This window comes from Mycobacterium sp. NPDC004974 (genome assembly GCF_053600815.1).
Window position 1 is genome coordinate 25,692 of record NZ_JBSGAQ010000020.1, and the last position, 12,809, is coordinate 38,500.

Genomic DNA, 12,809 nt, shown 5'->3' on the forward strand with positions numbered 1-12,809 from the left:
ATGTTCGATATCGATTCCGATGCGGAGCTGATCGACAGGATCAGTGCCGGTGCGCGGGCGGAGTCGGGGGCGATCGCGGGCCGGTTGGCCGCGATCGGGGCGTTGGACACTCTGCGGGAACGGGAGCTGGCCGAGTCCATTTTGTGGCGGACTGATCCGTTCGAGGAGGTCGCCGCGGAGGTGTCGGCGGCGTTGCGGATCAGTCGGGGTCGGGCCGGGACTCAGGTTCATCATGCTCGGGTGTTGCGGGACAAGCTGCCCCAGGTGGCGGCACGGTTCGCGGTTGGGGATATCGACTATCGGGTGGTGTGCACGATCATTGCCCGCACCGGCATCGTGGATCCTGCAGTGTGGGCCGGGTTGGATGCCGAACTGGCGGCGCGGGCACATCGGTGGATGCGGTTCTCGCAGCGGCAGTTGCGGGACCGGGTGGATCAGTGGATCGCCAAGCTGGATCCGAATGGGGTGCGGGTGCCCCCGGATGTGGCTGAGGAACGGTTCGTGCAGGTCGAGGCGGGCAGCCCCGGGATGGCATCGGTGTGGGCCAACCTGGATGCCGTCGACGGGGCAGCGTTGGATCAGCGTCTGGACGCGCTGGCGGCGACGGTGTGTGAGCATGATCCGCGGACCCGTGAGCAGCGTCGCGCGGATGCGGTGGGGCCGTTGGCTCGGTTGGAAGCCCAACTGCCGTGCCGGTGTGGTCGTGACGAGTGCCCGGCCGCGCAGAAGCGGGCGGCGGCCGATGCGGCGGTGGTTCATGTGCTGGCCGATCGGGCTACCGTCGATGGCACTTCGGATGATCCGGGATATCTACCGGGGCACGGGATCTTGCCCGCCGAGTCGGTGCGCGACCTCGCGGCCACCGCGAAACTCAAGCCACTGCACGTGCCCACCGGGCAGGCCAAGGCGGGAAAACCGGACGAGCCCGCCGAAGCCACCGAACAAACTCAACCCACCGACTCCGATGGGTCTGAGCCCGGGTATCGCCCGTCGGTGGCGCTCTCGGAGTTCATCCGCTGGCGCGATCTGACGTGCCGGTTCCCTGGCTGTGACGCCCCGGTCGAGCGCTGCGACATCGACCACACGATGCCCTACCCGCTGGGTCCGACGCATCCGTCGAACGCCAAGCTCTACTGCCGCGCCCACCACTTGGTCAAGACGTTCTGCGCGGGCTGGTCGGACCGTCAATTGCCCGATGGCACTGTCGAATTCACCGGGCCCACCGGGCACACCTACACCACTGAACCGCACGGCGCGGGGATGTTCCCGACGCTGGCGCAGCCGACCGGGGAGCTGAACCTCCCCGAACCGCCGGCCCACCACCCGAACCGGGGCGCGAGGATGCCGACCCGCCGCCAAACCCGCGAGCAGGACCGCCGAGACCGGATCAACGCCGAACGACGGCTACGCGCAGAACTCAACAACGACCTCGAAATCGAACGCCAATATCAGGCCTGGCTCGCCGAAGAATACGGACCACCCCCACCCTTCTGAGGGACGGGCGTCAGCCCAACCACGCACCGATCCGGCGCAGCGCCTCTTCGATATCGCTGGTCGGCCCGGCGAAGGACAGCCGGACATAGGAGCCGCCGCGCACGGTGTCGAAGTCGATCCCGGGCGCGATGGCGACTCCGGTGTCGGTCAAGAGCTTCGAGCACCAGGCCAAGGAGTCGTCGGTGTACTGGCTGACATCGGCGTACACATAGAAGGCGCCGTCGGTCGGGGCAAGCCGGTCGATGCCGATGCCGCGCAGCCCGTCCAGCAGCAGCGTGCGGTTGTCGCCGTAGTGCGAGAGCAGGCCGTCGGCCTCGGCCAGTGACTCCGGGGTGAACGCGGCGACCGCGGCATGCTGGGCCAGCGCGGGCGGGCAGATGGTGAAGTTGCCGGTGAGCCGGTCGACCGCGCGCTGCAGTCCGGTGGGCACCAGCAGCCAGCCCAGCCGCCACCCGGTCATCGCGAAGTACTTCGAGAAGCTGTTGACCACAACGGCATTGCGCGAGGTCTCCCACGCGCAGCTGGTCTCGGGCGCGCCGGGGTAGACCAGGCCGTGGTAGACCTCGTCGCTGATCAACCGCACACCGGAGTTGTCACACCACGTCGCGATGGCGGCCAACTCGGCGGGCGGAATGACGGTGCCGGTCGGGTTGGCCGGGCTGGCGACGATCACACCGGCCACCGGGGGATCGAGCGCCTCGAGCATCGCGACCGTCGGCTGGAACCGGGTCTCGGGGCCGCACGGGATCTCGACCACCTCACAGCCCAGCGCAGTGAGGATGTTCCGGTAACAGGGGTAGCCCGGGCTGGCGATCGCCACCCGATCGCCGGCGTCGAAACATGCCAGGAAGGTCAGCAGGAATCCGCCCGACGATCCGGTGGTGAGCACCACCTCGTCGACGCCGACCTCGACGCCGTACTTGCGGTACGACGCGGCGATCTCGGCGCGCAGCTCGGGGAGACCGAGCGCGACGGTGTAACCGAGCGAGCCCTGGTTCAGCGCGGCGACGGCGGCGTCGCGCACCGCCGTCGGTGCCCCGGCACTGGGCTGCCCGGCGGACAGGTTGACCAGGTCGCCGTGCGTGCGCTGGCGTTCGTCCGCGGCCAGCCACACATCCATGACGTGGAACGGCGGAATCCCGGCTCGCAGTGCGACGTGATCAGTCATGTCCTGGAGGCTAGAACACTTCGGCTTCGAGCCGGCGCAGCTGCTCGCGCGGCGGCCCCAGCAGCTGGGCGCTGCCGTGCGCCCGCTTGAAGTACAGCTGGATGTCGCTCTCCCAGGTGATGGCGATACCGCCGTGCAGCTGGACCGCCTCGGCGGCCACCGCCGACAGCGCCTCACTGGCGAAGTAGCGGGCCAGGGAAGCCGTGGTGGGCGACGGAGCGGCGATGGCGTCGTTGACGACGGCGCGCGCCGAGGACACCTTGACGTACAGGTCAGCCATCCGGTGCTTGAGGGCTTGGAAGCTGCCGATCGCACGTCCGAACTGCACCCGGTCCTTGGTGTAGGCGACCGTGAGGTCCAGGCAGCGTGACGCGGCACCGATCTGCTCGGCGGCCATCAGCAGGGCGGCGGTGTCGGCCAGGCCGGGATCGGCGCCGAGGACGACGGTGTCACCCGGGATCACCGCGGACAGCCGGCGGGTCAGATCCATGGTGGATTTCGGGGTGGCCGTGAACGTGGTCCAGCGGGTCAGGTTCTCCCCGTCGGCGGCGATGACGACATCGGCCACATCACCGTTGATGACGTAGTCGGCGTCGAACGCCACGGTGCCGATGGACGCGCCTTCGGCCAGCCCTTCGAGCGGCTCGTGATCGTCGACGGCCAGCAGGGCGATTTCAGCAAGCGTGGTGCCGAGCAACGGGGTCGGCACCAGGGCCTTGCCGAGCTCTTCGAGAACCACTGCGGCATCGGCGAGTTCGCCTCCGGCGCCGCCCAGTTCCTCCGGGACCACCAGAGCGGCAGCGCCGACCTGCTCACACAGCAGGCTCCACAGCTTCTCGTCGTAGCCGCGTTCGGATTCCATCGCCGCACGCACGGCCTCGGGGGAGGCGTGCTTGTCCACCAACGCGGCGACGGTTTCGCGCAGCAGTTGCCGTTCTTCACTCACGAGAGGACCTCCAGCAGTCGACGACGGTGCAGAGTGGGATCGCCCCAGGCGCTGCGCAATGCCTGTACGCGCAGCAGTGACAGGGACAGGTCGTGTTCCTGGGTGAACCCGATGGCCCCGTGGGTCTGCAGCGCAGAGCGGGCGGCCAGCAGCGCGGCGTCGGCGGCGGCCACCTTGGCGGCGCTGATGTCACGTGCGGTGTCGGGTGACCCCTCGGCCAGCGACAGTGCCGCGCCGTAGACCAGCGGCCGGGCCAGTTCGACGGCGATGAGCACGTCGGCCAGCTTGTGCTTGATGGCCTGGTACGAGCCGATGATTCGGCCGAACTGGGTGCGCTGCTTGGCGTATTCGACGGACTGGTCGAGCATGGCCTGCCCGGCGCCGACCAGTTGGGCGGCGGTCGCCAGGACACCGAACTCGTAGGCCCGCGCGGTGTCGGCGGACTGGGTGTCACCAGATGCCGTGACGTCGAACAGCTTTCGGGACGGGTCGACGGAATCGTGTGCAGCGCCGACGGTGGCGTCACCCACCTGACCGTCGGTGGCCAGCAGGGTCAGGCCTGCGACGTCGGCGTTGACGGCACGCGGCACCTGCGGAGGCATGGCGACGGTGGCGATCAGCTCGCCGGAGGCCAGTGCTCCCGCCCGCTCGTCATCGGCGAGCAGAATCGGTGCGACGGCGATGGATTCGGTCACCGGACCGGGTACGGCCCAGTAGCCCAATCGCTCCAGGGCGACGACGAGGTCGACCGGGTGGGCCTCGATGCCGTCGTACTTCTCGGGCACCAGCAGTGCGGTCACCCCGAGGTCGGTCAGCTGTGCCCACACCTTGCGGCCGGGTGCGGTGTCCCCGTCACCCCAGGCGCGCACGGCGGCCGGGACATCAGCGGCGCCGAGCGCCGCGTCGATGCTGGCCGCGAAGTCTCGCTGCTGTTCGTCAATCTCGAAGTTCACTTCGGCTCCCGGGGCAGGCCAAGAAGGCGCTCGGCAATGATGTTGCGCTGGATCTCGTTGGTGCCGGCGTAGATCGGGCCGCCCAGCGCGAACAGCAGACCTTCGGTCCAGTGATCAACCAACTCGGCGTCGGGACCCTGCAGGTCCAGTGCGGTCTGGTGCAGGGCGACGTCCAGGTCGGACCAGAACACCTTGGTCACCGAGGACTCGGCGCCCAGCTCACCGCCGTTGGCCAGCCGGGTGACGGTGCCGAAGGTGTGCAGCCGGTAGGCCTGGGCTTTGATCCAGGCGTCCGCGACGCGGTCGGTGAACACCGGATCGGGGTTCGACTTCCACTGCGCGACAAGCCGTTCGGCGGGGGCCATGAAGCGGGCCGGGCTGCGCAGCGACATGCCGCGCTCGTTGCTCGACGTGCTCATCGCCGCGCGCCAGCCCTCGTGCACGCCGCCGATCACATCGTTGTCCGGCACGAACACGTCGTCGAGGAAGATCTCGCCGAAACCGGTGTCTCCACCCAACTGGGCGATCGGGCGCACGGTGATCCCGGGCGCCGTGAGGTCGAACATGAAGTAGGTCAGGCCCTTGTGGCGCTGTGCCTCTGGGTCGGAGCGGAACAGGCCGAAGCCGCGCTCGCCGAACGGTGCGCGTGAGCTCCAGATCTTCTGTCCGTTGAGCTTCCAGCCGCCGTCGACCTTGGTGGCCGTCGAGCGCAGCGAGGCCAGGTCGCTGCCCGACTCGGGCTCGGACCAGGCCTGAGCCCAGATCTCCTCGCCACTGGCCATCTTCGGCAGCACGCGCTGGAGTTGCTCGTCGGTGCCGTGCGCGAACAGTGTCGGCGCCAGCATCGCGGTGCCGTTGGCGCTGGCCCGGCCGGGCGCGCCGGCGTGGAAGTACTCCTCCTCGAACACCACCCACTGCAGCAGGGTGGCGTCGCGGCCGCCGTACTCCTTGGGCCAGGCGATCACCGACAGTCCGGCGTCGAAGAGCACCTTGTCCCAGCGGCGGTGCTGTTCGAACCCCTCAAGGGTGTCGTACGACTTCGTCGGGAAGGACTCCCGGTTGGCCGTCAGGAAGTCGCGGACCTCGGCCCGGAAGGCCTCGGTCTCGTCGTCGAATGTCAGGTCCATTGCACCCCTTCTCGGGTCCCTCTGCTGCGCAGCACCGGTTTGATCACCTTGCCGCCCGGATTTCGCGGCAGCACATCCAAAAACTCAACTGATCGCGGCGCTTTGAAGTTCGCCAGATGCTCACGCGCGTAAGCGATCACGGCGGCCTCGTCGAGCGTCGTGCCGGGCTTGAGCACAACGTAGGCCTTGCCGACCTCACCGAGCCGTTCGTCGGGCACGCCGATCACCGCGGACTCGGCCACCCCGTCCAACCGGGCCAGAACCTGCTCGATCTCGGCCGGGTACACATTGAACCCGCCGCTGATGTACATGTCCTTGAGGCGGTCGGTGATGGTCAGGTTGCCGCGCGCGTCGAGCGTGCCGATATCGCCGGTGTGCAGCCAGCCGTCGGCGTCGATGGTCGCTGCGGTGGCCTCCGGGTCGTCGAGGTAGCCGAGCATGACGTTGGGTCCGCGCAGCAGCACCTCGCCCGAATCATCCAGGCGCAGTTCGAAATCGGCGATGGGACGGCCGCAGGTGGTGGCCACGGTGACGGCGTCGTCTTGCGCGCGGCACATGGTGCCGAATCCGGCCGCCTCGGTCAGCCCGTAGGCGGTCAGCACGATGTCGATGTCGAGTTCGGACTGCATCCGCTCGATCAGGACCACCGGGACGACGGCGGCGCCGGTCACCGAGAAGCGCAGCGAGGACAGGTCGTAGTCGGCGCGCGTGGGATGGTCCAGCAGGGTCTGGAAGATGGTCGGCGGGCCGGGCAGCACGGTAATACGCTGTTCGGCAATGGTTTTCAGCACCTGCTCGGGCTTGAATGTGAGCACCGGGTACAGCGTCGCGCCGGTCTGAAGGCAGGCTAGGATGCCGGCCTTGTAGCCGAAGTTGTGGAAGAACGGGTTGATGCACAGGTAGCGGTCGGAGCTGGTGACCTGCCCGCACTCGGCCCAGGCCGCCGATCCGTCGAGGGACTGCCGGTGCGCGCACCGCACACCCTTGCTGCGTCCTGTGGTGCCGGAGGTGAACAGGATGTCGGAGACGTCGTCGGGCTGCACCGCGGCGGCGCGTGCATCGACTCGATCCATGGCGGCAACGCCGCCCCCGCGGGCGACGAACTCGTCCCACGTTCCGTCCTGCTTCTCGATCGGCACCCGCACGATGTGGCGCAACGCGGGCAGCGCGTCGCGATCCAGTTCGGCGGCGCGGTCGGAGCCGAGGAACTCGCCCGAGGCGATCAACAGTGGAGCCTCGGTGCGGGCCAGGATGTCGGTGGCCTCGCTGGCGGTGTAGCGGGTGTTCAGCGGCACCATCTGCGCGCCGGCGTAGTGCGTGGCCAGGCAGGCCACCACCCAGTGCCAGGTGTTGGGCGACCAGATCGCCACCCGGTCGCCGGGTTCGACGCCGAGGTCGATCATGGCCGCGGCGGCCTGGCGTACGTGCGCGCGCAGTTCCGAATAGGTGAGGCGCTGATCGTCACTGACCAGGGCTTCATGGTCGGAAAACTGCACGGCAACCCGGTCCAGCACCGCTGGAACGGTGCGGCGATCGCTCGTCATCGATGCTCCCTTAACAAAGCAAGTGCTTGGTAGGTTAGCCTACAGGGGTGATAGAGGTCCAGGAGTTCCGGGCCGAGGTCCGGCAGTGGCTCGCAGACAATCTTGTAGGCGAATTCGCAGCGCTCAAGGGCCTGGGTGGACCGGGGCGTGAACACGAAGCCTTCGAAGAACGTCGGGCGTGGAATCAGCATCTGGCCGCGGCGGGATTGACCTGCCTCGGCTGGCCGGTGGAGCACGGCGGCCGTGGGCTGTCGGTCGCGCATCGCGTCGCCTTCTACGAGGAGTACGCCCGCGCGAACGCTCCCGACAAGGTCAACCACCTGGGCGAGGAACTGCTCGGGCCGACGCTCATCGAGTACGGCACCCCCGAACAGCAGCAGCGGTTCCTACCCAAGATCCTCGACGTCACCGAGCTGTGGAGCCAGGGCTACTCCGAGCCCAACGCCGGCAGTGACCTGGCCAACGTCGCGACGACGGCCGAGCTGGTCGGCGATGAGTGGGTCATCAACGGCCAGAAGGTGTGGACGTCGCTGGCCCACTGGGCGCAGTGGTGCTTCGTGGTGGCGCGCACGGAGAAGGGCTCCAAGCGGCACGCCGGACTGTCCTATCTGCTGGTGCCGCTGGATCAGCCGGGCGTCGAGATCCGCCCGATCATCCAGCTGACCGGAGACTCCGAGTTCAACGAGGTGTTCTTCGACGACGCCCGCACCGATGCCTCGCTCGTGGTCGGTCAGCCCGGCGACGGCTGGCGTGTGGCGATGGGCACGCTGACCTTCGAGCGCGGCGTGTCCACGCTCGGCCAGCAGATCCGCTACGCCCGTGAGCACTCCAACCTGGTCGAGCTGGCCAAGCGCACCGGCGCGGCCGACGACCCGCTGATCCGTCAGCGGCTGACCGAGTCGTGGACCGGCCTGCAGGCCATGCGTTCCTACGCGCTGGCGACCATGGATGTCGAACAGCCCGGCCAGGACAACGTGTCGAAGCTGTTGTGGGCCAACTGGCATCGCGATCTCGGCGAGATCGCCATGGACGTGCAGGGGATGGCCGGACTGACGCTGCCTGATGGCGAGTTCGACGAGTGGCAGCGGCTCTATCTGTTCTCGCGTTCGGACACCATCTACGGCGGGTCCAACGAAATTCAGCGCAACATCATCGCCGAGCGGGTGCTCGGTCTACCCCGAGAGGCCAAGGGCTGAGCATGAGTGATCTGTCCGTAGCTCCCAAAGAGGTTGAGGGCCACGGCCTGCTGAAGGGCAAGGTCGTCCTGGTGACCGCCGCCGCCGGTACCGGCATCGGCTCGTCCACCGCGCGCCGAGCGCTGCTGGAGGGCGCCGACGTCGTGGTGTCCGACTACCACGAGCGGCGACTGAACGAGACCCGCGACCAGCTGGCCGAGCTCGGCCTGGGCCGGGTCGAGGCCGTGGTCTGCGACGTCACCTCCACCGAGGCGGTCGACGCCCTCATCGCCCGGTCGGTCGAAAAGATGGGCCGCCTGGACGTTTTGGTGAACAACGCCGGCCTCGGCGGCGAAACCCCGCTGATCGACATGACCGACGACGAGTGGGACCGGGTCCTGAACGTCACGCTGAACTCGGTCATGCGAGCCACCCGCGCCGCCCTGCGCTACTTCCGGGACGTCGAGCACGGCGGCGTGATCGTCAACAACGCCAGCGTTCTCGGCTGGCGCGCGCAGCACTCGCAGTCGCACTACGCCGCCGCCAAGGCCGGCGTCATGGCGCTGACCCGTTGCAGCGCAATCGAAGCCGTCGAATTCGGAGTGCGGATCAACGCGGTCTCGCCGAGCATCGCGCGGCACAAGTTCCTGGAGCGCTCGGCCGATGCGGCCCTGCTGGACCGGCTGTCCTCGGACGAGGCGTTCGGCCGCGCCGCCGAGCCGTGGGAGATCGCGACCACTATCGCCTACCTGGCCAGCGACTACTCGAGCTACCTGACCGGCGAGGTCATCTCGGTTTCCAGCCAGCGGGCCTGACCTGGTTCCTACCTGGTGGTGATCCTGCCGCCGCAAACTCAACGACCGAGGCGGTACCGGCGTGGCGTGACGCCGACCCTGCGGCCGAACGCGGCGGCAAAGTGACTCGGGTTCGAGAACCCCACCGCTGTGCCGATTTCTGTGATCGACAGCGAGGTCGTCAGCAGGAGAGTCTTGGCCTGCTCGATCCGGCGATCCAGCAGGAACTGGTACGGGGTGGTGTGGAACGCCCGCCGGAAAGCGTTGACGAACACTCCGGCCGGCATCCCGGCCACTTGCGCCAGTGAATCCAGGTTGATGTCGGCATCCAGGCTGTCGTTGAGGTACTCGACGATCGCAGTTTGGGTGGCGGTGTCCAGCGTGTGTCGTTCGTGCCGATGCCGAGGCGGCGTCACCATGTGGGCGTCGATGGTCAGCAGCCGCAGTGTTTCTGCCACTGACTCCTTGAGCAACTGCGCAACGGTGTCCTCACGACCGGCGACGCTGCAGATCTCTTCGACCAGGTAGTGGACCAGAGGGTTCCGGTACTTGACCCGAGGGATCAGCGCCGGATCGCCGATCGCGTGACCGGGAATGGCGATCTCGCAGTATCCCGCCGTGTCGCCTTGCATCAGTACGGATGACGCGACGCCCGCGGGCTTCCACCAGATGTCGCCCGGGCTGGGAGGGGTTCGACCGGACGGCCCCCAGTCGAGCAGCGACTCCATCGAGTGAATCGCACCGTGTCGATACACGTACAACCAATGGTGGTCGCTCTCGGCGCTGCACCAATCAGTGGGTGCGGAAATGCGCTCGGTGACGAACGTGAAGGCGAGTCCGCGAGCAGCAACCTTCTTCTGCTCAACGAACGTGCGCTGGGTCTGGGGCCGATCCCCATTCCACGGCTTCATAGCCACGGGCGGGAGTGTAGCCACGTGGACCGGCGGGCAATGGGAAAATGAATGCATCAGTCGTCCGGCCGGTGCAGCTGAGGAACGGGAGGCGGATGTGGCCGAGATCGAGCTCGCCGACGTCGTGGCCGAGTTGGCCGGGCTCGAAGACCCGAAGATGCGCGAGGTCAACGAGAGACATGGCGATGACCATGGCGTGAACCTCGGCAAGCTGCGCGCACTCGCGAAGCGACTGAAGACGCAGCCGGAACTCGCACAACAGCTCTGGGCGACGGGCGACACCGCGGCGAGACTCCTGGCGCTGCTCATCTGTCGACCGAAGGCGTTCGGGCGTGACGAGCTGGACAGCATGATGCGCGAAGCCCGCGCGCCCAAGGTTCAAGACTGGCTCGTGAATTACGTGGTGAAGAAGAACCCGAACGCCGAAGACCTGCGCGTGGCCTGGTCCGTCGACCCGGATCCCGTGGTCTCCGGCGCCGGCTGGTCCTTGACCGCCGATCGGGTGGCGAAGAAACCCGACGGTCTCGATCTCGAGGCGTTACTCGATGTCATCGAGGCGGAGATGAAAGAGGCCCCGGATCGCCTGCAGTGGGCGATGAACAACTGCCTGGCTCAGATCGGGATCGAGCACGCCGGGCATCGCGCGCGTGCGATCGATATCGGGGAGCGTCTGGCGGTGCTCAAGGACTACCCGACGTCACCGGGATGCACATCTCCGTACGCACCCACCTGGATCGCCGAGATGGTGCGTCGGAAGTCGGAATCCGCCTGAATGTGACCTAGCAAGCGCTTGGTTGCTATGCTGTGACGATGGCGCCGGATACGCCCAGCCAACCGGCAAGCAGACGCGACGAGCTTCTGGACCTTGCCGCGACGATGTTTGCCGAACGCGGCCTGAAGGCGACGACAGTCCGCGATATCGCTGACTCCGCAGGAATCCTGTCGGGCAGCCTGTATCACCACTTCAAGTCCAAAGAGCAGATGGTCGAGGAAGTGCTCAAGGACTTCCTCGACTGGCTGTTCTCGCGGTACCAGGAGATCCTCGACCAGGAGGCCAGCCCGCTGGGCCGGCTCACCGGCCTGTTCATGGCGTCCTTCGAAGCCATCGAGCACCGGCATGCGCAGGTGGTGATCTACCAGGACGAGGCCAAGCGGCTCTCGTCGATCCCGCAGTTCGACTTCGTTGACGAGCGCAACCGCGAACAGCGCAAGATGTGGATCGACATCCTGCAGCAGGGCATCTCCGACGGCTCGTTCCGTCAGGACATTGACGTCGACCTGGTGTACCGGTTCATCCGCGACACCACCTGGGTTTCGGTCCGCTGGTACCAGCCGGGCGGACCGCTTTCGGCCGAAGAGGTCGGCCGGCAATACCTCGCCATCGTCCTCGGCGGAATCACCGCCGCCCGTTAGGTCAAAGGAGACAAACAATGCCTGAGGCATACATCGTCGACGCGGTGCGTACGCCGGTCGGAAAGAAGAACGGCTCGCTGGCCGAGGTTCATCCGATCGATCTCGGCGTGCACGCGTTCCGTGCCATCTTCGACCGCGTCGACGTCGACCCGGGTGCCGTTGACGACGTCATCGTCGGCTGCGTCGACGCCATCGGCGGGCAGGCCGGCAACATCGGCCGGTTGACCTGGCTGGCCGCCGGCTACCCCGAGGCCGTCCCCGGCGTCACCGTCGACCGGCAGTGCGGTTCCAGCCAGCAGGCCATCTCGTTCGGCGCCCAGGCCATCATGTCCGGCACGGCCGACCTGATCCTCGCCGGCGGCATGCAGAACATGAGCTGGATCCCGATCTCCTCGGCCATGGTGGTCGGCAAGGAGTTCGGATTCACCTCGCCCACAAACGAATCCAAGAGCTGGCTGCACCGCTACGGCGATCAGGAGATCTCGCAGTTCCGCGGTTCGGAAATGATCGCCGAGAAGTGGGACATCTCCCGCGAGGAGATGGAGGAGTTCGCCTACAACAGCCACCAGCGGGCGTTCGCCGCGATTCGGGCCGGGCATTTCGACAACGAGATCGTCCCGGTCGGCGACTTCGGCATCGACGAGGGACCGCGTGAATCGACGCTCGAGAAGCTGGCCTCGCTCAAGCCCCTGGTCGAAGGCGGCCGACTGACTGCCGCGCTGGCGAGCCAGATCTCCGACGGTGCGGCGGCGGTGCTGCTGGCCTCTGAAGAAGCGGTCAACAAGTACAACCTCAAGCCCCGCGCCCGTATCCACCACATCAGCGCGCGTGGCGACGATCCGGTGATGATGCTGACCGGCCCGATCCCGGCCACCCAGTACGCGCTGGAGAAGACCGGCCTGTCCATCGACGACATCGATACCGTCGAGATCAACGAGGCCTTCGCGCCGGTCGTGCTGGCCTGGCTCAAGGAGACCAAGGCCGATCCGGCCAAGGTCAACCCGAGTGGTGGCGCCATCGCCCTGGGCCACCCGCTCGGCGCCACCGGTGCCAAGCTGTTCACCACCATGCTCAACACCCTCGAGCGCACCGGCGGCCGCTACGGCCTGCAGACCATGTGCGAGGGCGGCGGCACAGCCAACGTCACGATCATCGAGCGCCTCTGATCTGACGGAGTCTCTGCGCGAGCAGACGCAAAGTGCCCTGAAACACCAGTTTCGGGGCACTTTTGCGTCTGTTCGTCAGGCCTTCGAAACTCTGCGCAAACATTCCTTGGACGCGGCT

12 protein-coding genes are annotated in these 12,809 nt (G+C 67.3%); 6 read left to right on the top strand and 6 right to left on the bottom strand.

Features of this window, described 5'->3' with window-relative positions:
• A complete protein-coding gene (locus ACWEFV_RS30455) occupies nucleotides 1-1,494 on the top strand; it encodes an HNH endonuclease signature motif containing protein (RefSeq protein WP_450072933.1) in 1,494 nt (497 codons plus the stop codon).
• Nucleotides 1,495-1,504: 10 nt separating this feature from the next.
• Here ACWEFV_RS30455 and ACWEFV_RS30460 read toward each other — a convergent pair whose 3' ends face one another.
• Genes ACWEFV_RS30460 through fadD3 form a run of 5 tightly spaced genes read right to left on the bottom strand, consistent with a single transcriptional unit; the run spans nucleotide 1,505 to nucleotide 7,232 of the window.
• Nucleotides 1,505-2,662, bottom strand: coding sequence for a pyridoxal phosphate-dependent aminotransferase (locus ACWEFV_RS30460; protein ID WP_450072934.1), 1,158 nt, complete (start codon nucleotides 2,660-2,662; stop codon nucleotides 1,505-1,507).
• Between the two features lie 10 nt (nucleotides 2,663-2,672).
• Complete coding sequence (ipdE2, locus tag ACWEFV_RS30465; protein ID WP_450072935.1) at nucleotides 2,673-3,608, bottom strand: acyl-CoA dehydrogenase IpdE2; 936 nt, start codon at nucleotides 3,606-3,608, stop codon at nucleotides 2,673-2,675.
• A complete protein-coding gene (locus tag ACWEFV_RS30470) occupies nucleotides 3,605-4,561 on the bottom strand; it encodes an acyl-CoA dehydrogenase family protein (protein ID WP_135458808.1) in 957 nt (318 codons plus the stop codon). Before ACWEFV_RS30470 ends, ipdE2 begins: the two co-directional genes overlap by 4 nt.
• On the bottom strand, nucleotides 4,558-5,688 hold the full coding sequence (locus ACWEFV_RS30475; RefSeq protein WP_450072936.1) for an acyl-CoA dehydrogenase family protein: 1,131 nt from the start codon (nucleotides 5,686-5,688) through the stop codon (nucleotides 4,558-4,560). Before ACWEFV_RS30475 ends, ACWEFV_RS30470 begins: the two co-directional genes overlap by 4 nt.
• Nucleotides 5,679-7,232, bottom strand: a complete 1,554-nt coding sequence (gene fadD3, locus ACWEFV_RS30480; protein WP_135458803.1) for a 3-((3aS,4S,7aS)-7a-methyl-1,5-dioxo-octahydro-1H-inden-4-yl)propanoate--CoA ligase FadD3 — start codon at nucleotides 7,230-7,232, stop codon at nucleotides 5,679-5,681. The genes ACWEFV_RS30475 and fadD3 overlap by 10 nt, the downstream gene beginning before the upstream one ends.
• Nucleotides 7,233-7,279: 47 nt before the next feature.
• Here fadD3 and ipdE1 point away from each other — a divergent pair, with 47 nt between their 5' ends.
• Together ipdE1 and ipdF are read left to right on the top strand one after the other, a co-directional pair.
• A complete protein-coding gene (gene ipdE1, locus ACWEFV_RS30485; protein ID WP_450072937.1) occupies nucleotides 7,280-8,428 on the top strand; it encodes an acyl-CoA dehydrogenase IpdE1 in 1,149 nt (382 codons plus the stop codon).
• Between the two features lie 2 nt (nucleotides 8,429-8,430).
• Nucleotides 8,431-9,222: a (5R,7aS)-5-hydroxy-7a-methyl-1-oxo-2,3,5,6,7,7a-hexahydro-1H-indene-carboxyl-CoA reductase gene (ipdF, locus tag ACWEFV_RS30490; protein WP_135458799.1), complete on the top strand. Its 792-nt coding sequence runs from the start codon at nucleotides 8,431-8,433 to the stop codon at nucleotides 9,220-9,222.
• A 38-nt stretch (nucleotides 9,223-9,260) separates the two neighbouring features.
• On the opposite strand, the gene ACWEFV_RS30495 is transcribed toward ipdF, so the two are convergent.
• Entirely contained in the window at nucleotides 9,261-10,112 is an 852-nt protein-coding gene (locus ACWEFV_RS30495; RefSeq protein ID WP_450072975.1) for a helix-turn-helix transcriptional regulator, read from the bottom strand.
• A 97-nt stretch (nucleotides 10,113-10,209) separates the two neighbouring features.
• On the opposite strand from ACWEFV_RS30495, the gene ACWEFV_RS30500 reads away from it, so the two are divergent.
• From ACWEFV_RS30500 to fadA6, 3 genes are read left to right on the top strand one after another with little or no spacing between them, the layout of a single operon-like run.
• A complete protein-coding gene (locus tag ACWEFV_RS30500; protein ID WP_135458777.1) occupies nucleotides 10,210-10,884 on the top strand; it encodes a DNA alkylation repair protein in 675 nt (224 codons plus the stop codon).
• A gap of 38 nt (nucleotides 10,885-10,922) precedes the next feature.
• Nucleotides 10,923-11,525 (top strand): TetR family transcriptional regulator KstR2, encoded by a 603-nt coding sequence (gene kstR2 / locus ACWEFV_RS30505; protein WP_135458775.1) that lies wholly within the window; start codon nucleotides 10,923-10,925, stop codon nucleotides 11,523-11,525.
• Between the two features lie 17 nt (nucleotides 11,526-11,542).
• On the top strand, nucleotides 11,543-12,691 hold the full coding sequence (gene fadA6, locus ACWEFV_RS30510; protein ID WP_135458773.1) for a steroid 3-ketoacyl-CoA thiolase FadA6: 1,149 nt from the start codon (nucleotides 11,543-11,545) through the stop codon (nucleotides 12,689-12,691).
• The last annotated feature ends 118 nt before the right edge of the window (nucleotides 12,692-12,809 follow it).

Coding starts and splice junctions, on each gene's coding strand:
- ACWEFV_RS30455 (WP_450072933.1), top strand. CDS start 1: ATGTTCGATATCGATTCCGATGCGGAGCTGATCGACAGGATCAGTGCC.
- ACWEFV_RS30460 (WP_450072934.1), bottom strand. CDS start 2,662: ATGACTGATCACGTCGCACTGCGAGCCGGGATTCCGCCGTTCCACGTC.
- ACWEFV_RS30475 (WP_450072936.1), bottom strand. CDS start 5,688: ATGGACCTGACATTCGACGACGAGACCGAGGCCTTCCGGGCCGAGGTC.
- fadD3 (WP_135458803.1), bottom strand. CDS start 7,232: ATGACGAGCGATCGCCGCACCGTTCCAGCGGTGCTGGACCGGGTTGCC.
- ipdF (WP_135458799.1), top strand. CDS start 8,431: ATGAGTGATCTGTCCGTAGCTCCCAAAGAGGTTGAGGGCCACGGCCTG.
- ACWEFV_RS30495 (WP_450072975.1), bottom strand. CDS start 10,112: ATGAAGCCGTGGAATGGGGATCGGCCCCAGACCCAGCGCACGTTCGTT.
- kstR2 (WP_135458775.1), top strand. CDS start 10,923: ATGGCGCCGGATACGCCCAGCCAACCGGCAAGCAGACGCGACGAGCTT.
- fadA6 (WP_135458773.1), top strand. CDS start 11,543: ATGCCTGAGGCATACATCGTCGACGCGGTGCGTACGCCGGTCGGAAAG.